Genomic DNA, 20,902 nt, shown 5'->3' on the forward strand with positions numbered 1-20,902 from the left:
ATTGTGTAATCTGATAGGCGAATTTCCGCGGTTTTCCCTTCCGTATCCCTAAGGAACGGACCTTTGATCTTTGTTATCCCGCTTTCTTCCGGAACGACGGTCAAGCCATTCCAATCCTTCAGGCAAGCTATTTAATTCTTGATTAATACGAAAAAATGACTCGAACAAGCAGATTTTGGGGCATCGTGCCGGCGGCGGGCGTCGGCAAACGCATGCAGTCGGACAGACCCAAGCAGTATCTTGAACTGGCCGGAACTCCCGTCATAGAGCATACGTTAACCCGGCTTCTGTCTACCGGCATTTTCGAGGCCATCGCGGTAGCCGTCTCGACGGAAGATCCTTATTGGCCGGACTTGAAAATTTCCCGGCATCCGGCCATTGTTACGACTCCAGGCGGCAAGGAACGCGCCGATTCGGTGCTGTCGGGGCTGAATTCGCTCAGGGACCGGGCTACCGACGAGGATTGGGTGCTGGTCCATGATGCCGCCCGGCCGTGCATTACCGCAGAAGACATGAACAAGCTGATCGATCATCTGACCGCAGAAGACGTCGGCGGCATTCTCGCCCTGCCGTCGCACGATACGCTGAAACATGTCCGGGAAAACCGCATTGCCGGCACGCTGGATCGATCTCATGTCTGGCGCGCGTTGACTCCGCAGATGTTCCGCTACGGCCTGCTCAAGAAGGCGCTGGAAGCGGCGCAAGGGAATCCTGCGGTGACCGACGAAGCCAGCGCGCTGGAACTTGCCGGATTTCATCCGAGGATTGTCGAAGGCCGGCCCGACAATATCAAGATTACCCGGCCCGAAGATCTGGCCCTGGCGCAATTTTATTTGGAGCAGCAATGATCAGAATAGGACAAGGTTACGACGTGCACCGATTTAACGAGGGTGACCACATCATTCTGGGCGGGGTCCGGATTCCTTACGAAAGAGGCCTGGAAGCGCATTCCGACGGCGACGTGGTGTTGCATGCTTTAAGCGATGCCTTATTGGGAGCCGCGGCCCTGGGCGACATCGGCAAGCATTTTCCCGATACCGATCCCGAATTCAAAGGCGCCGACAGTCGCGTGCTGCTGCGTCACGTCTATGATGTCGTCCGGACAAAAGGCTATCGGCTGGTCAATGCCGACATCACGATCATTGCGCAGGCACCGAAAATGGCGCCGTACATCGCCGACATGTGCCGATGCATTGCCGACGATCTGCAGACGGAAATCGATTGCATCAACGTCAAGGCGACCACTACGGAAAAACTGGGGTTCGAGGGACGCAAGGAAGGCATTGCGGTTCAGGCCGTGGTATTGATTGAAAAATGAGCGAGCCTTCAGCGCTCGTTCTGTCGGATGATCTGCTTCGCATGAAGAGCACGGCCATTCCGGTCTGGCCTTGTGCGTACGGCCGGCCTCCGGGACGGGGCGTCATCCGGGCGGCGGCGGAAGACTTTCGAGTCGACGAATGCCTGGCTTTCGAACCTTCGGGGACCGGCGAGCACGTTTTTCTGAACATTGAGAAAACCGGAGAAAATACCGAGTATGTGGCAAGGCAACTGGCCCGCTTTGCCGGCGTCAGACAGCGGGACGTCGGTTATGCGGGATTGAAAGACCGCCATGCGGTCACGACGCAATGGTTCAGCGTCTGGCTGCCGGGCAAACCGGATCCCGACTGGACCGCCTTTGCATCGGACTCGGTGAAAATACTTCAGTCGCTGCGTCATGCCCGGAAACTCCAGCGCGGCGCCTTGGCGGGCAACCGTTTCAAACTCGTCATTCGGGAATGGCGGGGCGACAAACAGGCAACCCACGACCGACTGCAAGCGATCCGGACCGGCGGCATCGCCAATTATTTCGGGCCTCAGCGCTTCGGTCACGAGGGCCAAAACCTGGCTCAGGCCCTGGCTCTGTTTCGGGGGGCGAAAGCGGGGCGCGAACAGCGCAGCCTTTATTTGTCGGCCGCCCGGTCCTTTCTGTTCAATCAAATTCTGGCTCGAAGAATCGAACAAAAAAACTGGAACCGGGCCCTCGCCGGCGACGTGTTTTTTTTCGACTGGTCGCACAGCCGTTTTCATGCGGAGAAGCCGGATCCGGACATAATCGCCCGGATCGATGCGGGAAACCTCCATCCGAGCGGCGCCTTATGGGGCAGGGGAGATGTTCAGGTTTCCCTGGACGCGCTGGCGACCGAACAAGCATTGATCGAAGCGCATGCCGAAATCGCCGAGGGACTGGTCCGGTCCGGGGTGGAGGCCGACCGGAGGCCCTTGCGAGTGAACGTACGTGAGCTGCGATGGGAATTCATCGGCGAAACGGCGCTGGAACTGTCCTTCGGGCTGCCGGCCGGAAGTTATGCCACGGCCCTGTTAAGCGAAATCATTGGGCTTTGAAAAACAAACGGCTCCTTTACTGAGAAAGTTATCAATGAGTGAAAAGGTAGCCTCGAGGCAGCGAAGCGGAATCGAGGACTTTCCCTCTACGATGACTTTCATGTTCCGGGGCGATGCATGAGATTCATGACCGTTAGGATGTTTTACGACAACTGCAATAATACGTAAACGGCCCCGGCGCCGCCGTTTTTAGCGGGGGCCGAACAAAACGCCAGCACGTTTTTATGCTGTCTGAGCCATACATTCAGATGGTTTTTCAGAATGGGATAGTCGGAAGACGAACGATAGCCTTTGCCGTGGACAATCTGTACGCAGCGGCAGCCGTTGATGACGGCGGAGCGTAGGAAATTCAGCAATTGCCGTTTGGCCTCCCGGCTGGAAAGTCCGTGCAGATCGATTTCCGCGTCCAGGCCGAATTGGCCGTTGCGCAGTTTTTTTAAAACGTTTTTTTGCAGGCCCGGGGCGGTAAAGGCCAGCGTATCTTCCGGGGCCAGTTTTTCGATGTCGTTCGCAACCGTTCCGATCAAATCCTCCTCGACGTGAAAGGCTCTCTGTTTCGGGCGAGGCTTGGGTTTTTCTTGATTCTGCAGGAGGACTTTATCATTATTTACCGGACGCACTTTTCCTATAGAATGGCGAAAAAGCGCACTGTCGGCTGCGGAAAGGAATTTTTTTGACACGAAAGCTGATTTTGAATTTTATTGTTGCTAATATTGACGATTTTATAGATTATTCTGCTTCAGGGCGAATGGTAATGCATATTTTGTTGAGTAATGATGACGGCTATCTGGCCGAAGGGCTTGTGGCTCTGGCCAATGCATTGACCTCGGTTGCCGAAATTTCGGTGGTCGCCCCCGACAAGAATCGAAGCGCCGCCAGTAATTCGCTGACGCTGGAAATGCCGTTGCGCGCTTACCAGGCCGACAACGGTTTCATCAAGGTCGACGGAACGCCGACCGATTGTGTGCATCTGGCCATCACCGGTCTGCTGGAAAAAGAGCCCGAGATGGTGATTGCCGGCATCAATCACGGCGCGAATCTGGGAGACGACGTGATTTATTCGGGCACGGTGGCGGCGGCGACCGAGGGGCGTTTTTTAGGCCTTCCCGCCATGGCGATTTCGCTGGCTTCGACTGAAGAGCCCGGCCATTTCGAAACGGCCGCTCTTGTTGCGGTGACATTGCTGAAACAACTCATCGAAAACCCTCTGCCTCAGGATACCTTATTGAACGTCAACGTTCCGGATGTGGCTATTAAAGATTTGAAAGGCTATCAGGCGACCCGGCTCGGTCAGCGGCATAAGGCGGAAGCCGTCATCAAGAATCGGGACCCCCGCGGCCGCGCCATTTACTGGGTAGGGCCGCCCGGCGTCGAACAGGACGCCGGTCCCGGAACCGATTTTTACGCCGTTAACCGCGGTTACGTATCGGTAACGCCGTTACAAATTGACTTAACCCGTTTCGAGAGCCTCAATTCGATCAGAAAATGGCTTCCTGTGGAGAATCATTCATGAAAATGAGTTTACAGGGAATCGGCATGACTTCGCGGCGGACGCGGGAGCGCATGGTCGCCCGCCTGGGGGTGCAAGGCATTACCAGCAACAAGATCCTCGACGTGATGCGAAATACGCCGCGCCATATTTTCGTCGACGAGGCTCTGTCAAGCCGGGCTTATGAAGACACGGCCTTGCCGATCGGCTTCAATCAGACGATTTCCCAGCCGTATATCGTCGCCAAAATGACCGAACTGTTGCTGGAATTCGGCCCTCTGTCGAAAGTGCTCGAAATAGGTACCGGCTGCGGCTATCAGACCGCGATTCTCGCCCAACTCGTCGGCCACGTCTATTCGGTGGAAAGAATTCTGCCGCTGCAGAAAAAGGCCAAGAACCACTTGTGGGACTTGAAGCTGAAAAACATCAGCTATCTGCACAGCGACGGCGGTTGGGGCTGGCCGGATTTCGCTCCTTACGACGGCATTCTGGTCGCGGCGGCGCCTTCCGAAATTCCGGAAATGCTGCTGGATCAGATGGCGGTCGGCGGCGTGATGGTGATTCCGATCGGAAAAGGCAGCCGGCAGGAGCTTCAACGGGTAGTTCGCAAAGAGAACGGCTTTGAAATTGAGGAGCTGGAACGGGTCAGCTTCGTGCCCTTTTTGTCGGGCAGGGAATAGCAAGCCTCCTGGCTGCTCGTTCGGAGCGGAACCGCCTCCGGGACGGAAGGTCAGGACTCCTTTTTCGGCAGGAATTTGACCAGTTTTACGGTGTTATCATCCCGCTTCAGAATTTCCAGAGGATAGCCGTAGAGCATGATGCCGGTACCGACGTCCGGTATGGCCTCCATAAATTCTATGATCAGTCCGTTCAGGGTTTTGGGGCCTTCGGTGGGCAACGACCACTGCGTGATGCGGTTCAATTCCCGGATCGTGATGCCGGCGTCGACCAGATAACTGCCGTCGTTTTGTTTCTTGACGGTCTCCTCTTCGGTAACCAGTTCTCCTACGATTTCCTGCAATAAGTCGTCCAGGGTCAGCAGTCCCTGCACGTCGCCGTATTCGTCGACCACGAGGCCGATGCGAACCTTGTCCTGCTTGAATTGCTGCATCTGTTTGTGCATGGGCGTGCTGCCCGGGATGAATACGGGTTTGCTGAGCAGGTTGATGATGCTTTGCTTGTCGAAATCGGTCTGATCGACGAGCACCAGTACTTTTCTAAGATGCAGAAAACCGATGACCCGGTCGATACTTTTTTTATAAACGGGAAGCCGGGTATGCGGACTCGTTTTGATCTGTTCGATAATGTCTTCGAGCGAGGCTTCCAGGTCGAGGCCGTAGATTTCGTGGCGCGGCGTCATGATGTCTTCGACCGTCGCCGATTCCAGATCGAGAATGCTCAACAGCATTTTCTGATACCGGATCGGAATCAGGCTTTCGGCTTCCGTCACCACGCTTTTCAGTTCTTCCTTGTTGAGTATGTCCTGATGGTTCTTTTTGACGTTGACGCCGACCATTCTGAGCAGCAGATGAGTGAACAGATTGACGCTCCAGACGATCGGATGGAAAAGATTCAACAAGGGAATGTAAATCCAGGCCGCCGGAAAGGCCAGGAGTTCCGGTTTGACGGCGGCGAGCGTCTTGGGCGTGACTTCGGAGAAAATGAGGATGACGATCGTCAACACGGCCGCGGACAGGGCGATGATCGATTCGTTCTCGCCGTACAGCCGGATCGCCAGTACCGTGGTGATCGACGAAGCGAAAATGTTGACGAAATTATTACCCAATAAAATCAGGCTGAGCAGGCGATCCGGCCGTTCGAGCAAGCGTTGGGCCTTGATGGCGCCGGAATGCTTTAATTTAACCAGATGCTTTAACCGGTAACGATTGAGTGTCATCAAGGCCGTTTCGGACCCTGAAAAAAAAGCGGACAGAATGAGCATGAGCACAAGCAGGCCGAGCAGCGTGCCGAGGGGTAGATCGTTCAAAGAAGGCTTACTCTTGAGTTGTTGGAACCGCCTTAGTCTCTATCAAGAGAAATATTTGTCAAGCCTGAATGTGCTTTTAAAGAAAGGCAAAATCCATAATTCATTTTAAATAAGCAATCGAATTAACTGAAATTCATATATTTTTATGCATCGGACGGATTAAAAATTTACCGGGATATTCGACGAAATTCTTCTCTTGTATCCGGCCTGATTCAGGCTATGCCATCGGCAACCGTTAACGTCCGTTGTGCCTCTCATAGACCAGGATATCTGCGGGCGGCAGTGTCCATCGCCGGGCTGAGTGCGGCCGGCCATTCCTCATACCCGTTTTCAGACTAAACTTAAAGAGGAGTCCACCGGTTTCCTAATGCCGCGTACGGAAGATGAGTAGGAATCAAATTTTTCCATTCCCGACGGGATTTACGGAACGCGTTTTTTAACCTTAATCGTGAGCCGGCTGGCGGAACACGAGGCTTGACGGCTTTTCAAATTCATCCGGCAGCCATTGTCGAGGGCCATTGCGGCCGTTTTTGTTTTTGAAGCCGGGTTGGAAAATGAACGGGCGCTTCAATAAGATAGTTTGAATCCGAGGCTGGCAGGCGTGCAGTAATCATGAAAAATGTCGATCAATCCAATCAAGGAAATTTTCAGCTAACGGCGGGCCGTCTGATCGGTTTGGCGGGCGTTCTTGTCGGGGGCATGGCAGTTGCGTACGTCTTGGCGGAGCATCTTCAACCGTCCGCTTTTTTCCCGTCGGCAACGGACCTTCGGAACGAGAAAGCTGCGTCCGGATTCGGAGCGGCACCGGGCAACTCCGCGGACGGGGCGGTTTCGCCATCAAATCCTTCCGTGACGACGGAAAAGTATGGGGAGCCCGAACTCGGGAAAGAGAACGAAGCCTTACGAGCCCACAAGCTGTTGGAAGCCGAAATTGCGCATTCGCTCATGGTTATCCACAACGTCCGGACGGCGAGGGTACTGCTGGCCCTGACCGAACCGAACGGAAGTACGGCGGAAGGGAATGACCCCAGCGCTTCCGTGACGGTAACCGTCGACCGGCCGGAGGAGGCACTGCGGCCTTATCAGATTAAGGCGCTGGTCCAACTGGTGGCCGCCAGCGTGCCGAGGTTGAAGCCGGAGCGGGTCATCGTGGTCGATCAAAGAGGCCAATTACTCAACAGCAAAGAAAACCTATGGCATTCCAATTGGAATGCCGAACAATTCGAATACAAGAAAAACCTCGAAGAGCAATTGGCCGAACGGGCCGTCCATCTGTTAACTCCCCTGGTGGGTGCTGAAGCCGTGCGCGTGACGGTGACCGCTGATTTGAATTTTCTCGGATCGGGTCCGTCTCAGGAAGCTGCCGACGAGGAGGCGCCGGGAGCGGCAAGCCAACCGTCGGCGGAAGAGGCAAACTTTCCTGTGGCCGAGTCAGGGAATCCTTCGGTTCAATCCGGCTCGGCCGCGACGGCAGCCGGAAAAAATTATCCGGTTAATGGCCGAGCCGAAAAGAGAGTAAAATACGAAAATCTTCTGAAGCCGGTATTGCGCAAATTGTTCGTTTCGATACTGCTGGACGACAACAAAAGCGCATCCGCCGATGTGAAGACGAAAGCCCGCCCTTACAGCCCGAAGGATCTGGAGGGTTTTTCCCGATTGGTAAAGCAGGCCGTCGGTTTCGACAGCGGCCGGGGAGATCAGTTAACCCTGGCCCATGCGTCCTTTAAAAAGGAGCCGGAGCTTTCCACAAAAGACCTGCCGTATTGGCAATGGACCGGATTTTATCCGAAGGCAAGCCAGATCATTGCCGGCGTGGCGGCTTTATTGCTGGTGCTGGGAATCATCCGCTCTTTTCGGCGTTATCGGCCCGGATGGCGCCTGGGCGGTCTGGCGAAGGCAAACTATGCAAAAATTCGGGATGCGGCATGGGCCGGCCATGGAGGATACGAGCGCAGCGGCATGGATCGCGAGCAGTGGAACGAGTATCAACAAGCCTTGCGGGCTTTGCCGACTGATATCGTCGCCATTTTGCAGTTCGATCCGCCGGCGGATTATCTTCTCCGGCTGGAATACATAAAGAAGATCGTCGATGCCGATGCGGGATGGGTGGCGGAAATCCTCATGCTGAATTTGAAAAAGACCGAGTTCGACGCCGCTCAACTGGAAAAAGCGGCTCTGGTCATGCTGTCGCTGGGCAGGGACAGGGCGGCGGACGTGATCAGGCTCCTGCCGCCCCGTGAAATGCAGAAAATCGGCGCCGCGATGGCAGGCGCCAGAGACGTCTCGGCCGGCGCCGTGGAAACGGCCGTGGAGGAATTGATCGCTGCGGTAAAAAACCGGAATGCGCTGGTTCTCGATAAAGAGGACTACATCCGCCAGGTATTCACTTTGGCGATCGGAGACGACAAGGCAAAAAGAATAATGGAGCGGATATGGCCGGGCAGCCTGACCAGGGGCATCGAGCAGTTTAAATGGATGGACGGCCGCTCGGTGGCGGATCTGATAAGTAACGAACATCCGCAGATCATTGCGATCATTCTGTCGGTGCTGGACAGCGAACAGGCCGCCGAAGTGATCATGTCCATGCCGGAGCACCTGCGTGCCGATTTGTTGACGAGAATCGCTCTCACGAAAGGAGTCCAGCCGTCGGCTTTGCGCGAGCTGGATCAAATGATCGGACACCGGTTGCCGGATGCCGACGGCAGAAATGTCTCGCCGGTCGGTGGTATCGATTCGGCTGCCGGTATTTTAAACCGTATCGACAGCCGAACGGGCGACGTTCTGCTCGCCGAAATTGCCGACCGGAATGCCGAACTGGCCAGAAACATTCAGGAAAAGATGTTTGTTTTCGACGACTTGATTCACCTGGATGCGAAGGGCATGCAGGCTCTATTGCGCGAAATCTCGACCGGCCATCTGTTGTCGGCCTTGACGGGAGCCGGAGAAGAGCTGAAGGAAAAGGTATTCAAATGCATGTCTCGGCGCGCCGCCGAAATGCTGCGCGAAGACCTGGTGATGGCGCCGGCGGCTCATCCGGGCGAAATCGAGTTTGCCCGGAAGTCGATCGTAAAGACGGTCAAGAAATTGGCGGATGCCGGTGAAATCAGATTATCCATCAATAAAGAACTGTCTTGAGCGAAACTCAGTCATAAAATAACAAAGGCCGAAAAGACGAATATCAAAACGAAGCCGGCGATTTTCCCGTTAGTGAAGCATAAAGTCATGCAGATCCCGGATGATCCGGTTTCGGGATATCGGCGGGAACAAGACGAAATGGCAGAGGTCTCGGTAGAATGAGAGGATTCGAACCGAACATTCGAATTGAAAACGATCCATACGACTATTTCTAATCTGGAGCATGAACATGACTGAAACTAATTCGCAGCACGATGTTAAAGAAGCGGTAAGGGACGCGGTAAATTCCGGATTGGACGTCTATCAGCAAGTCAAGGCCATTACGTTGAAGGCGCTGACTAACCGGCAGCTCAGTATAAGCAATATCACCCAGGTCGCCGATGCGGTCGTACACGGCATTAATGACGGCATCGGCCCGCAAGGCGAGCAGGCCAGGGAGCGGTTCGGGCAGGCCGCCTCCGCTCTGGACGATGCGTTGTCGGTCGCTGCGGAAGCCTCGAAACTGGCAATCCAGGAAGCTTCCTCAAAAATGAATGACTTTTCCGAGTCGGATCTGAACCAGGCCACCGAAGACTTGAAAACGATGGAAAGCCTGTTTTTTGAAACTCTGGGAAAAATCGCCAGAGGCGGCAATCACATGATGGCCGAAATCGGTTCGGATTTTATCGACCATGCGCAAAGAAGCGGAACTGCGGTCGGAAAGCAGGTGGTCAATGCCCTGGACGCGCTCAAGGAATTGCCGGCCCAAGGCACCGGCACGCTGGTCTCGGGCGCTGCGACGGTCACTTCCGTTCTGGCCCAGATGGGCAGCGGCATTCTGGCGGGCATCGCCGAAAGCCTGCAGACGTCCCAAACGAAAAAATAAGCCCGGCCATTTCCGATGCTGTGGGAAGTGCTTAGCGTAGCCAGGGATATCGGCCGAGTTCAGGATATTGCTTCCGTACTGATTCGTTACGGTTTCGGCAGCTTCGTGCGCGTTTTGGGCATGGGCCGGCTTCTGGAAGGCGCCGGAAAGGTGCTGCATTGGCAGCACGTCGAAGAATACGTGACGCTCGATACGCCGCAGCGCATTCGCCGCGTCCTGGAAGAACTGGGTCCGACTTTTATCAAATTGGGCCAAGTGCTGGCGACTCGGGTCGATTTGTTTCCTCCGCCCTATACTGCCGAGTTCGAAAAGCTTCAGGACCAGGCCCCGCCGGTGCCTTTCGAGGAGTTGCTGGGCCAACTGGAAGAAGATCTCGGCGAGCCGGTCGACGACCTCTTTTTGGCGGTCGACAGACAGCCTCTGGCCGCCGCTTCCATCGCCCAGGTTCACAAGGCGATACTGAAGGACGGCACTCCGGTGATCCTGAAGATTCGCCGGCCCGACCTGCGCCGGATCATTGAAGCGGACCTGCGTCTTCTGCAGCGGATTGTCGAGATTGCCGAATCCGAATCGCCCGAACTGCGCCGTTTTCGGCCGAAAGAAATCGTCCGCCAGTTCACCCAGTCCTTGCGCCGGGAGCTCGATTTTGCGGCGGAATGCCGGAATGCCGAGCGGATAGCGGCCAATCTGGCCGGCAATCCCCATATCAAGATTCCCAAAGTGTATTGGCAGTGGACCGGAGAACGGCTGAACGTCCAGGAATATATCGAAGGCATTCCGGGAAGGGATCTGGCCGCCGCGGAAAATGCCGGGCTGGATCGGAAAGTGCTCGCCGATCACGGCGCCCGGGCGGTCATCAAGATGATCATGGAAGACGGTTTTTTTCATGCCGACCCGCACCCCGGAAACGTATTTTACATGCCCAACAATCAACTGGCGTTTATCGATTTCGGCATGGTCGGGCGCATCACCGAAGACCGCCGGGATCAGGTCGTCAGTTTGCTGTACGGCATGGTCAACCATGCGCCCGCCCAGGTCGCGGAAATCCTGGAAGATTGGTCGGACAACATGAACATCAACGAGCAGATGCTGATCGTCGAGATCGAAGCCTTCGTTGACCAATACAGCTCGCTGGCGCTCAAGGACTTGAGCCTGACCGTCATGATGACCGATTTGATGGCCCTGCTGCGCGACCACAACTTGATCCTGCCGAGCGATCTGGCGCTGCTGATCAAGGCTTATATCACCCTGGACGGCCTCGGCAGGCATCTTAATCCGGAATTCAATACGCTGGTTTTCGCCGCGCCTTATCTTCATTCGTTGATGATGGATCGCTACCGGCCGGAAGCCATCGGAAAGCGGGGGTGGCGTAATCTGGTCAGCATCCTCGATTTGATCTCGAGCCTGCCGAAAGATTTGCGCAAATTGCTCCATGCCACCCGAAAAGGGGCGTTTCAGATCGAAATCAACGTGCGGCGCCTGGAGCATTATGCGAACGTCTTCGATGTCGCGATCAGCCGTTTGACGATGGGCATCGTTACGGCTGCATTGATTATCGGTTCCTCGATCATCATGACCGTGGAAGGGGGACCTGAAATGTTCGGTTTGCCCGCTTTCGGCTTTCTGGGTTACACCTTTGCGGCCATCGCGGGTTTCTGGCTGTTACTTTCCATATGGCACAGCGGCAGAAACCGGTAACGGGCGAAACCATCGAGTAGGTTTCCTTCGGTTTTTACCTCAAGCTACGGGAAACCTGGATAATGACTGGATTGGCGAAAGTGTCCTGCAATGAAAGAAGAAAGAGATAAAACGGTTAAGGTGGTGTTACAAGGCGGCGACGGCTTGCTGGTGGCCGATCTGCAAAAAGACTTTTGCCCCGGCGGCCGTCTGGCCGTTGCCGGAGGCGATCAAGTCGTACCGGTCGTGAACGGCTATATCGAGTGTTTTATCCGGCACCAATTGCCGGTGTTCGCCACCCGCTGCTGGCATCCGGAAAAGCATTCTTCCTTTATATCCCAGGGCGGCCCGTGGCCGGAACACTGCGTGGCCGGTTCCACGGGGGCCGAATTTGTCGATGAGTTGCATCTTCCTGCGACGGCCCATATTCTTTCCAAAGGGACGGAGTCCGGCAATGACGGATATTCCGCTTTTTCCAGCCCCGAATTGAAAATCCTGCTGGAACGGATGCATGTCTCGCGTCTGTTCATCGGCGGCCTGGCGACGGACTATTGCGTGCTCCATTCGGTATGTGACGCGCTGGACCTCGGCTACCGGGTCCTATTGCTGACCGATGCGGTCAGGGCGATCAATGCGAAGGCGCAGGACGGAGAAAAAGCGATCCGGCAAATGATTTCAAAAGGAGCGCAGCCCGTGACGTTGGATAGGCTGCAATGAGTGAAAACAGCGCGTTGCTGACCGATCTGTACCAGTTGACCATGCTTCAGGGTTTTTATCGGCAGGGCATGGAGGAGACGGCTGTTTTCGAGTTTTTTGTGCGCAAGCTGCCGAAAAACCGCAGTTATCTGATGGCGGCGGGCCTGGAGCAGGTGCTGGATTATCTGGAAAGTCTCCGGTTTTCCTCCAAGGAAATCGACTGGCTGGCCGGCACGCGCCGTTTCGCACCGGCCTTTCTGGAGCGTCTGGCCGAGTTTGCTTTTACCGGCGACGTTCAGGCCATGCCCGAAGGCACGGTGTTTTTTCCGAACGAGCCGGTCCTCAGGATTACCGCGCCGCTGCCCGAAGCGCAGTTGGTGGAAAGCCGGGTGGTCAATCTGCTGCATTATCAGACCCTGATCGCATCGAAGGCCGCCCGTTTGGTATGGATTGCCGGGAATAAATTGCTGGTGGATTTCGGCATGCGCCGGGCCCATGGTGAAGAAGCCGCCCTGATGGCGGCACGGGCAAGTTATCTGGCCGGTTTTTCCGGGTCGGCGACGGCGGCGGCCGGGATGGCTTTCGACATTCCGGTATATGGCACCATGGCGCATTCGTTTATACAGGCTCACGAACAGGAAGAGCTGGCTTTCCTTCATTTCGCCGAGGCCAATCCCGACAATGTGGTGTTGCTGATCGACACCTACGATACCGAGCAGGCCGCGCACAAAGTGGTCGGCCTGGCGTCCCGCCTGAAGGCGCAGGGCATCGACGTCAAGGGAGTGCGCCTCGACAGCGGAAATCTGGCCGATCACGCCGGCAAAGTCAGGGACATTCTGGATCGGGGCGGGCTTCGGGAAGTCACTATTTTTGCCAGCGGCAGCATCGATGAATACGTGCTCGATCAGTTGCTCAGGCAACAGGCTCCGATCGACGGCTTCGGCATCGGCACCCGGCTGGATACGTCGGCCGACGCGCCTTATCTCGACTGCGTCTATAAACTTCAGGAATACGCGGGCATCGCCCGGCGCAAACGCTCGGAAGGCAAGGCGACCTGGCCGGGCCGCAAACAGGTTTATCGGAATTACAACGAAAACGGAAAGATGCGGGGCGATACCGTGACGCTCGACGGCGCACCGTATGCGGGCGAGTCGCTGTTGCGCCCGGTCATGCAGGGCGGTAGAGCGATTTCCCGGAAGCCTTCATTGCAGGAAATCCGTGAATACAGCCGGGAGCAACTGCACCGGCTGCCGGAAGCGTTGCTCCGATTGAGTGATACGCCGGAGTATCCGGTCGCGATCTCCGCAGAGCTGCAAGCACTGGCCAGGCAGGTCGACCGGCAGACCCGCTGACCGGTTTTCCGGCGCCGGCTGCGGAATTTACCCGATGTTGACGCCGAACAGAGCGAGCAGATGCTCGGAAGCCAGGACCCACAGCAGCGCCAGCATCAGCCCGGCGATCACGTCGGAAGGGTAATGAACCTGAAGATAGATGCGCGAAAACGCGACCATGGCCACCACGAGAACGGAAGCGGCGAGCCATCCGGCTGCAAACGGCGCTTCTGCCGGCTGGAATATCAAAAAAAGCGAGCCGACGAAAGCCGTGATCTGCGCGCTGTGCGCGCTCGGAAACGAAGAATGCGCCGGCATTTTGCCGAGGATCGGAAATAAATTCGGCCGCTTGCGCTTGAATAAGGGTTTGCTCAGATTGGCAATGACGCTGGCGCCGATAAAGCTTAGCATCAGAAAGAATCCGGCTTCGGATCGGCCGGCATGGTTCAGCCGCCACAGCAGGGCGGCAGCTATCGGCGCCAGAACAAAGAAGGAGCCCAGGTGGGTAACCACCAGAAAAATGCGGTCCAGCCGGCGGTTCCGGCAGGCCGCCGTCCGGGTCAGCAGGGCAATATCCCACGGGAACGGCGGAGCGCCGCGGCGTCCGGCCGCCATCAGCAGCACAGCGATGGCAATCGATAAAAGCAAAACGGTCGTCAGTTCCGAGGCAGCCATGAATCCATCTCATCTCGATCAATCAGGATAAACATTACGGATTATCGGATAAGGGCGAATGTATTCGCCCGGTTTGCTCATGCCGAGCCGGCCGGCTTAATCCGCCCAGTTTTTTGCTCTTTCGACCGCTTTCAGCCAGCGCCGTGTTCGTCGATCGATTTCTTCAGGCGGCATGGCGCCGTGAAAAGTCCGGTCGATGGCCCATTGTTTCCTGAGTTCTTCCAGATTCCATAGTCCGACCGCGATGCCGGCAAGACAGGCCGCGCCCAGGGCCGTGCTTTCGAGCGTCTGGGGGCGGACGACTTCGAGCGACGAAATGTCGGCCTGGAATTGCGCCAGCAGGTTGTTCGTTGCCGCGCCGCCGTCGATTCTGAGCTGCGGCACGGGCCGTCCGCCGTCTTCGGAGAGAGCGTTAAGGAGATCGTTGACCTGAAAACAGATGCTCTCGATCGCCGCCCGGGCGATATGGGCGCCGGTCGTGCCGCCGGTAATGCCGAAGAGGCTGCCGCGGGCCCTGGGATCCCAATGAGGCGCGCCGAGCCCGCTCAGCGCGGGCACGAAAACGACTCCGCCGCTATCGGGAACGCTGCCGGCCAGCGCCTCGCAATCCGCGGTCCGGTCGAACAGCCGCAAACCGTCGCGCAGCCATTGAATCACCGAACCGCCGGTAAAGACGCTGCCTTCGAGCGCGTAAGCGACCTCGTCGCCGATCTGCCAGGCGATCGTCGTCAACAGGCGGTGCTTCGACGCCCGTCTTTCCGGCCCGGTGTTCATCATTAAAAACGAACCCGTACCGTAGGTGCATTTGGCCATGCCGGGGTCGAGGCACATCTGGCCGAACAAGGCGGCTTGCTGATCCCCGGCGACGGCCGCAATCGGAATGCCCGAACCGATGCCGGGATGGGCGGTCGTTCCGTAAATTTCGGCAGTCGATTTGACCTCCGGCAGCAGGGAGGAGGGAATCTCGAACAGGTTCAGCAATTCCTCGTCCCACTGCCGGCTTTCGATATTGTAAAGCAGGGTGCGGGCCGCATTGGAGACGTCCGTGATGTGCAGGGCCCCCCCGGTCAGATTCCACACCAGCCAGGAGTCGACGGTGCCGCAAGCCAGTTCGCCCCGGCCGGCTTTTTCCCGGGCCCCTTCGACGTGGTCCAGAATCCAGCGGATTTTGGTCGCCGAAAAATAAGGATCGATCAGCAGTCCGGTTTTCGCCCGGATCATCGGTTCCAGTCCGGCTTCCTGCAGACGGCGGCACTCTTCGGCCGTTCTTCGGTCCTGCCAGACGATCGCGTTATGAATGGGCTTGCCGGTGAGCCGATCCCAGACGACGACCGTTTCCCTCTGATTGGTAATGCCGACGGCGATCAGATCGGACGCCTGGAGCTGCCGTTGCGACAAGGCCAGCCGTATCGTTTCGGCTTGCGTCCGCCAGATGTCTTCGGCATCCTGTTCGACCCAGCCCGGTTCCGGATAGCAGGACTTAAGCGGCTGCTGAGCCATTGCGACCGGATTGGCCCGACGGTCGTAAATAATGCACCGGGAACTGCTGGTGCCTTGATCGATTGCCATGATGTAGTTCATAAACAGGTCACGAAGAATAGGGGGAAATGGGCCGGACCGATCCGGTTTTATTAAAAATATCGGGAACCTTTTTTTTGCAAGTAAGTTCCAACGTTTCGCATTGTCCGGTTTTTGGACCGGAAGAGCCGGAATTCTTTCAACTGCCGGTAATATCCGCAAGTTGCAGCAATGACTTTAAATAAATCGATTGCTATTTCTCTGGATTTCCGTATAATAGCTTAAATCAATCGCGGGGTGGAGCAGCTTGGTAGCTCGTCGGGCTCATAACCCGAAGGTCGTTGGTTCAAATCCAGCCCCCGCTACCAATACGGAAGCCCCATCTTGGGGTTTTTTATTTTCCGGGAACCGTTCTGGGTGGGTGTTTATATATCGTTAGTTAATGGAAGAGCCTCGGGCTCTTTTTTTTTGTGCGTTTGAAAGTGGGGAAAAACAATGAAGCAGGCTCCTGAACATTTGGTCCATTTGATTGAACCAATTGTGGAAGGTTTGGGTTATGAATGTGTCGGCATCGAATATCATCCGCACCCGAGACACGGTCTGTTGAGAGTTTACATCGATAGTGAAAACGGGATTCTGGTGGACGACTGCTCGAAAGTCAGCCATCAACTCAGCGGCGTGCTGGACGTTGAAGACCCGATTCCGGGCAACTATCAACTGGAAATTTCATCCCCGGGCGCAGACCGGCCTTTTTTCAAGCTCAAACAATTTGAACAATTCGTCGGCAGTAAAGTGGTGGTCAATCTTTTCAGATCGGTCGACGGCCGAAAAAAAATTACGGGTCTGATCGACAGGGTCGAAGACGACGTTATTTTTCTTCAGGAAAACGGTCAAATTTACCAAGTTCCGTTTGACGTTATAAGCAAAGCACGGCTGGTGCCTGAATACAGTTTTGAAAAAGGAGAGCACAGTGGCAAATAAAGAAATTTTATTAGTAGTCGATGTTTTTTCGAATGAAAAGGAAATCGAGAAGGAAGTTGTTTTTCAGGCGATCGAATCGGCGCTGGAAACGGCAACGATAAAACGTTACGGCAATCAGATAAAAGCTCGTGTTGTCATTGACAGAAAAACCGGCGATTACGTCACTTACCGGATTTGGGACGTAGTGGCCGCCAACGATCAAATCAACGGCGACGTCGAATTTCCCCAGTCGCAAGTGCTGCTGGAAGTCGCCCGGATGGACAACCCGGACGTTCAGGTGGGCGATACCATCCAGGAAGAGATCGAGTCCGTGGAGTTCGGGCGCATCGCCGCGCAAACGGCCAAGCAGGTCATCATTCACAAGGTGCGGGAAGCCGAGCGCAAACTCATCGTCGATGCCTATAAAAACCGGGTCGGCGAGCTGATCACCGGCCTCGTCAAACGGATCGAAAAAGGCAACGTCTATCTTGATCTGGGCGGTCACGTCGAGGCCCTGATTCCCAGGGAAGAGATGATTCCTCGGGAGTCCGTCCGTGTCGGCGACCGGATTCGAGGCTATCTCAAAGACGTGCATTCGGAGCCCAGAGGCCCGCAATTGTTCGTCAGCCGCACGGCGCCCGAACTGTTGATCGCTCTGTTCCGCCTGGAAGTGCCCGAAGTCGGAGAAGGCATGATCTCGGTCATGGGCGCTGCGCGCGATCCCGGCGCCAGGGCCAAGGTCGCGGTCAAGAGCAACGACCCCCGGCTGGACCCGGTGGGCGCCTGCGTCGGCATGAGGGGATCGAGAGTGCAGTCGGTTTCCAACGAGCTGGCCGGCGAGCGCATCGACATCATTCTCTGGAACCCAAGCGAAGCGCAATACGTGATCAATGCGATGTCGCCGGCGGAAATCCAGTCGATCGTCGTCGATGAAGACAAGCACAGCATGGATCTGGCGGTAAGCTCCGAAAACCTGTCCCAGGCGATAGGCCGTGGCGGGCAAAACGTCAGACTGGCGACCCAGTTGACCGGCTGGGAGCTCAACGTGATCGACGCTTCCAAAGCCGAAGAAAACAGCGAAGCCGAGGCGAACAAGATCAAACGCATGTTTATCGAACAGCTCGACGTCGACGAGGACATTGCGATGATTCTGGTGGAGGAAGGCTTCAATACGGTTGAAGAAGTGGCCTATGTTCCCGCCAGCGAAATGCTCGATATCGAAGGCTTTGACGAAGACATCGTCAACGAATTGAGAAGCCGGGCGAAAGACGCTCTGCTGATCAGCGCCATTGCCGCCGAAGAAAAAATTGAAACGACGGCACCGGCACAGGACTTGCTGGAAATGGAAGGAATGGACAGGGAACTGGCTTACGAACTGGCCGGAAGGGGCATCATCACGATGGATGATCTGGCCGATCAGTCGGTCGATGATCTGCTGAATATACCGGGTTTGAACGAAGAACGAGCGGCAAAATTGATCATGAAGGCGCGCGAGCCTTGGTTTGCCGAGCAAAATGGCGCGGGGGAAAGGGGGAGCAAATGAGCGATAAAACAATCAGACAACTGGCGGAAGTAGTCAAAATTCCTTTGGACAAGCTCTTGGAGCAACTGAAGGAAGCCGGTCTTTCCGCCCGCACTCCGGACGACATTATCGGCGACGACGAAAAAATGCAGTTGCTGGCGCATTTGCGTAAACGCCACGGCAAGGACGAAGGAGAAATGAAGACTTCGCCGCGCCGGGTCACCCTGGAACGCCGGAAGGTCATCGAAATCAAGCAGGCCAGCGTTCCCGGCAGCACGACCAAAACCATCAGCGTCGAGGTGCGCAAAAAGAAAACCTACGTCAAGCGCAGCGAAGTCGCCGAGACCGAGGAACACAAGGAATTGCAGGCGCCTTCTCCAAAGGAACTGCAACCGCCGCCTGCAACGCCTGCGGTGGAAGCGGCCAAAGAAATCGAAGCGGTCGAGAAAGCGCCCGAGCCGGTAGCGGAATCGGAGACTCCGGTTGAAGCCGCGGTTCCGGAAAAACCGGCGGCCGAGCCGGCCACTGCGGCGCCTGGAGCGGTCGAGCACGCGATCATCGAGGAGCAGGAGCCGGAGTCGAGATTCGACACTCTGAAAATTAAGGAAGAAAAGAAAAACAAGCCGGAAAAGTCGGGCCGGCCCAAGGAATCCGACGAAGTCAAGAAAAAACAGGCGGAAAAGGAGCGCAGACTGGAAGAATCCATCAAGCGCAACGCCGAAAAAGTCCGGCAGCAAGCGTTTGCCAAGCAGGAAGTTCTGCATAGAAAAAAACAGGAAGAAAGTCTCTTCGGTGAAGGCAAGGACATGCCCAGAAGGCCCAAGAAAAAAGCCAAGCAGCCTCAGCGCGCTCCTGTGCAGTCGGAAGGCAAGCATCAATTCGAGATGCCGGTTGCGCCGATCGTCAAGGAAGTCACCATACCCGAATCCATCCTGGTGTCCGATCTGGCTCAGAAAATGAGCGTGAAGGCCGCGCTGGTGATCAAGCATTTGATGAAACTCGGCATCATGGCCACCATCAATCAGGCGATCGATCAGGAAACGGCCGCCATTCTCGTCGAGGAAATGGGCCATAAAGCCATCATGCAAAGCGATGACGACCTGGAAAAGGAAATGCTGGCCGAAGCCCAGATGGAAGAAAACCGGGCTGAGCTGCCGCGCGCTCCGATCGTGACCATTATGGGGCATGTCGACCACGGTAAAACCTCGCTGCTGGATTACATTCGCAAAACCCGAGTGGCTGCCGGCGAAGCCGGAGGCATTACCCAGCATATCGGCGCCTATCAGGTCAAAACCGATCACGGTTCCGTCACCTTCCTGGATACGCCGGGCCACGCCGCCTTTACCGCGATGCGCGCCCGAGGCGCCGATTTGACCGACGTGGTCATCGTCGTGGTGGCCGCCGACGACGGCGTCATGCCGCAGACCAAAGAGGCGGTGGAACACGCCCGGGCCGCCAATGTGCCGATCATCGTCGCGATCAACAAGATCGACAAACCCGACGCCAATCCGGACAAAGTGATGCAGGAACTGGCCAACATCAACGTGATTCCGGAAGAGTGGGGCGGCGACGTCCAGTTTCTGAAAATTTCCGCCAAGACCGGGGAGGGCATCGACGAGCTGATCGAAGCCTTGATCGTGCAAACCGAGATTCTGGAATTGAAAGCGCCGGTCGAAGGTTCGGCATCGGGCATCGTCGTCGAGTCGAGGCTGGACAAGGGCCGAGGCGCCGTGGCCACCGTTCTGGTACAGAAAGGCACCCTGGAAAACGGTCAGATGGTGCTGTGCGGACAGGAATACGGACGAGTCCGCGCGATGTTCAATGAAAACGGCAAGGCGCTCAAGGAAGCCGGACCCAGCGTGCCGGTCGAGATTCTGGGCTTGTCGGGCACGCCCAATGCCGGCGACGAGTTTCTGGTCGTGCAAAACGAACGGATCGCCAGAGATCTGGCGAAACACCGGGAGGAGCGCAAAAAATCCAGCCGTCATGCAGCCCAGAGCGCGTCGAAACTGGAGGAAGTCTTTTCCAGGATGTCCGCGGGCGAGATCGCCAGCCTCAATCTGGTCATCAAAACCGACGTTCAGGGCAGTCTGGAAGCCTTGCGCAGCTCGTTGACCGACCTCTCCAGCGAGGAAGTGGAGGTCAAGGTCGTCTATGGCGGCGTCGGCGGCATCAACGAAGGCGACGCCAATCTCGCGCTTGCCTCCGGGGCCATTCTGATCGGTTTCAACGTGCGCGCGGACGCGACCGCCAGAAAACTGATCGAGGAAAAAGGCATCGATCTGCATTATTACAGCGTCATTTACGACGCTATCGACGAAGTCAAGAAATCGATCAGCGGCATGCTGGCGCCCGAAATCAAGGAACAGATCGTCGGCCTGGCCGAAGTCCGGGATGTGTTCCGTTCGCCGAAATTCGGCGCAATCGCCGGCTGCATGGTCGTGGAAGGCTACGTCAGGAGAAACCTGCCGATCCGGGTTCTGCGCGACAACGTGGTCATTTACGAAGGACAACTGGAATCGTTGCGCCGCTTCAAGGACGACGTCAGCGAAGTCAAAATGGGCATGGAATGCGGCATCGGCGTGAAGAACTACAACGACGTCAAAGTCGGCGACCAGATTGAAGTATTTGAACGTACCGAAGTGAAAAGGGTCCTATAATTATT

At 56.2% G+C, this 20,902-nt stretch carries 17 protein-coding genes and 1 tRNA gene; 14 read left to right on the forward strand and 4 right to left on the reverse strand.

Translation table 11 applies throughout. The features are described from left to right. Positions 1–155: 155 nt before the first annotated feature. From ispD to truD, 3 genes are read left to right on the forward strand one after another with little or no spacing between them, the layout of a single operon-like run. A complete protein-coding gene (ispD, locus tag A3OW_RS0101515; protein ID WP_020561666.1) occupies positions 156–848 on the forward strand; it encodes a 2-C-methyl-D-erythritol 4-phosphate cytidylyltransferase in 693 nt (230 codons plus the stop codon). Further along, positions 845–1,318 (forward strand): 2-C-methyl-D-erythritol 2,4-cyclodiphosphate synthase, encoded by a 474-nt coding sequence (gene ispF, locus A3OW_RS0101520; RefSeq protein ID WP_020561667.1) that lies wholly within the window; start codon positions 845–847, stop codon positions 1,316–1,318. The genes ispD and ispF overlap by 4 nt, the downstream gene beginning before the upstream one ends. Continuing rightward, positions 1,315–2,382 carry a tRNA pseudouridine(13) synthase TruD gene (truD, locus tag A3OW_RS0101525; RefSeq protein WP_020561668.1) on the forward strand — a complete coding sequence of 356 codons (1,068 nt, stop codon included), beginning with the start codon at positions 1,315–1,317 and terminating at the stop codon, positions 2,380–2,382. The genes ispF and truD overlap by 4 nt, the downstream gene beginning before the upstream one ends. A 143-nt stretch (positions 2,383–2,525) precedes the next feature. Here truD and A3OW_RS0101530 read toward each other — a convergent pair whose 3' ends face one another. Further along, complete coding sequence (locus A3OW_RS0101530) at positions 2,526–3,002, reverse strand: Smr/MutS family protein (RefSeq protein ID WP_020561669.1); 477 nt, start codon at positions 3,000–3,002, stop codon at positions 2,526–2,528. A gap of 134 nt (positions 3,003–3,136) precedes the next feature. Between A3OW_RS0101530 and surE the strand changes: the two genes are divergently transcribed. Continuing rightward, positions 3,137–3,895: a 5'/3'-nucleotidase SurE gene (gene surE, locus A3OW_RS0101535; RefSeq protein WP_020561670.1), complete on the forward strand. Its 759-nt coding sequence runs from the start codon at positions 3,137–3,139 to the stop codon at positions 3,893–3,895. Further along, a complete protein-coding gene (locus A3OW_RS0101540) occupies positions 3,892–4,551 on the forward strand; it encodes a protein-L-isoaspartate(D-aspartate) O-methyltransferase (RefSeq protein ID WP_020561671.1) in 660 nt (219 codons plus the stop codon). The genes surE and A3OW_RS0101540 overlap by 4 nt, the downstream gene beginning before the upstream one ends. A gap of 50 nt (positions 4,552–4,601) precedes the next feature. Here A3OW_RS0101540 and A3OW_RS0101545 read toward each other — a convergent pair whose 3' ends face one another. Next, a complete protein-coding gene (locus A3OW_RS0101545; RefSeq protein ID WP_020561672.1) occupies positions 4,602–5,858 on the reverse strand; it encodes an HlyC/CorC family transporter in 1,257 nt (418 codons plus the stop codon). Between the two features lie 612 nt (positions 5,859–6,470). Here A3OW_RS0101545 and fliG point away from each other — a divergent pair. From fliG to A3OW_RS0101575, 5 genes are all read left to right on the forward strand, one after another. Continuing rightward, the gene (gene fliG / locus A3OW_RS26780) at positions 6,471–8,993 is read left to right on the forward strand and encodes a flagellar motor switch protein FliG (RefSeq protein WP_020561674.1); all 2,523 of its coding nucleotides are present in this window, start codon (positions 6,471–6,473) and stop codon (positions 8,991–8,993) included. Between the two features lie 229 nt (positions 8,994–9,222). Then, positions 9,223–9,858, forward strand: a complete 636-nt coding sequence (locus A3OW_RS0101560; protein ID WP_020561675.1) for a DUF6781 family protein — start codon at positions 9,223–9,225, stop codon at positions 9,856–9,858. A gap of 15 nt (positions 9,859–9,873) precedes the next feature. Then, positions 9,874–11,556, forward strand: coding sequence for an ABC1 kinase family protein (locus A3OW_RS0101565; RefSeq protein WP_020561676.1), 1,683 nt, complete (start codon positions 9,874–9,876; stop codon positions 11,554–11,556). A gap of 90 nt (positions 11,557–11,646) precedes the next feature. Continuing rightward, positions 11,647–12,252 (forward strand): isochorismatase family protein, encoded by a 606-nt coding sequence (locus A3OW_RS0101570; RefSeq protein WP_020561677.1) that lies wholly within the window; start codon positions 11,647–11,649, stop codon positions 12,250–12,252. Further along, positions 12,249–13,583 carry a nicotinate phosphoribosyltransferase gene (locus A3OW_RS0101575; RefSeq protein ID WP_020561678.1) on the forward strand — a complete coding sequence of 445 codons (1,335 nt, stop codon included), beginning with the start codon at positions 12,249–12,251 and terminating at the stop codon, positions 13,581–13,583. Before A3OW_RS0101570 ends, A3OW_RS0101575 begins: the two co-directional genes overlap by 4 nt. A gap of 27 nt (positions 13,584–13,610) precedes the next feature. Here the strand turns inward: A3OW_RS0101575 and A3OW_RS0101580 are convergent, their stop codons facing one another. Then, entirely contained in the window at positions 13,611–14,237 is a 627-nt protein-coding gene (locus A3OW_RS0101580) for a phosphatase PAP2 family protein (RefSeq protein WP_020561679.1), read from the reverse strand. A gap of 96 nt (positions 14,238–14,333) precedes the next feature. After that, positions 14,334–15,806 carry a glycerol kinase GlpK gene (gene glpK / locus A3OW_RS0101585; protein WP_232422309.1) on the reverse strand — a complete coding sequence of 491 codons (1,473 nt, stop codon included), beginning with the start codon at positions 15,804–15,806 and terminating at the stop codon, positions 14,334–14,336. Between the two features lie 240 nt (positions 15,807–16,046). Between glpK and A3OW_RS0101595 the strand changes: the two genes are divergently transcribed. The 4 genes from A3OW_RS0101595 (at position 16,047) to infB (ending at position 20,897) form a co-directional block, all read left to right on the forward strand. Continuing rightward, positions 16,047–16,123 (forward strand) — tRNA-Met (locus A3OW_RS0101595). Positions 16,124–16,250: 127 nt separating this feature from the next. Next, positions 16,251–16,736, forward strand: coding sequence for a ribosome maturation factor RimP (gene rimP / locus A3OW_RS0101600; RefSeq protein WP_020561682.1), 486 nt, complete (start codon positions 16,251–16,253; stop codon positions 16,734–16,736). Further along, positions 16,726–18,258, forward strand: coding sequence for a transcription termination factor NusA (nusA, locus tag A3OW_RS0101605; RefSeq protein ID WP_020561683.1), 1,533 nt, complete (start codon positions 16,726–16,728; stop codon positions 18,256–18,258). The genes rimP and nusA overlap by 11 nt, the downstream gene beginning before the upstream one ends. After that, complete coding sequence (gene infB / locus A3OW_RS0101610; RefSeq protein ID WP_020561684.1) at positions 18,255–20,897, forward strand: translation initiation factor IF-2; 2,643 nt, start codon at positions 18,255–18,257, stop codon at positions 20,895–20,897. Before nusA ends, infB begins: the two co-directional genes overlap by 4 nt. Positions 20,898–20,902: the final 5 nt, after the last annotated feature.

Origin of the sequence: Methylosarcina fibrata AML-C10, assembly GCF_000372865.1 — a bacterium.
Taxonomy (GTDB): Bacteria; Pseudomonadota; Gammaproteobacteria; order Methylococcales; family Methylomonadaceae; genus Methylosarcina; species Methylosarcina fibrata.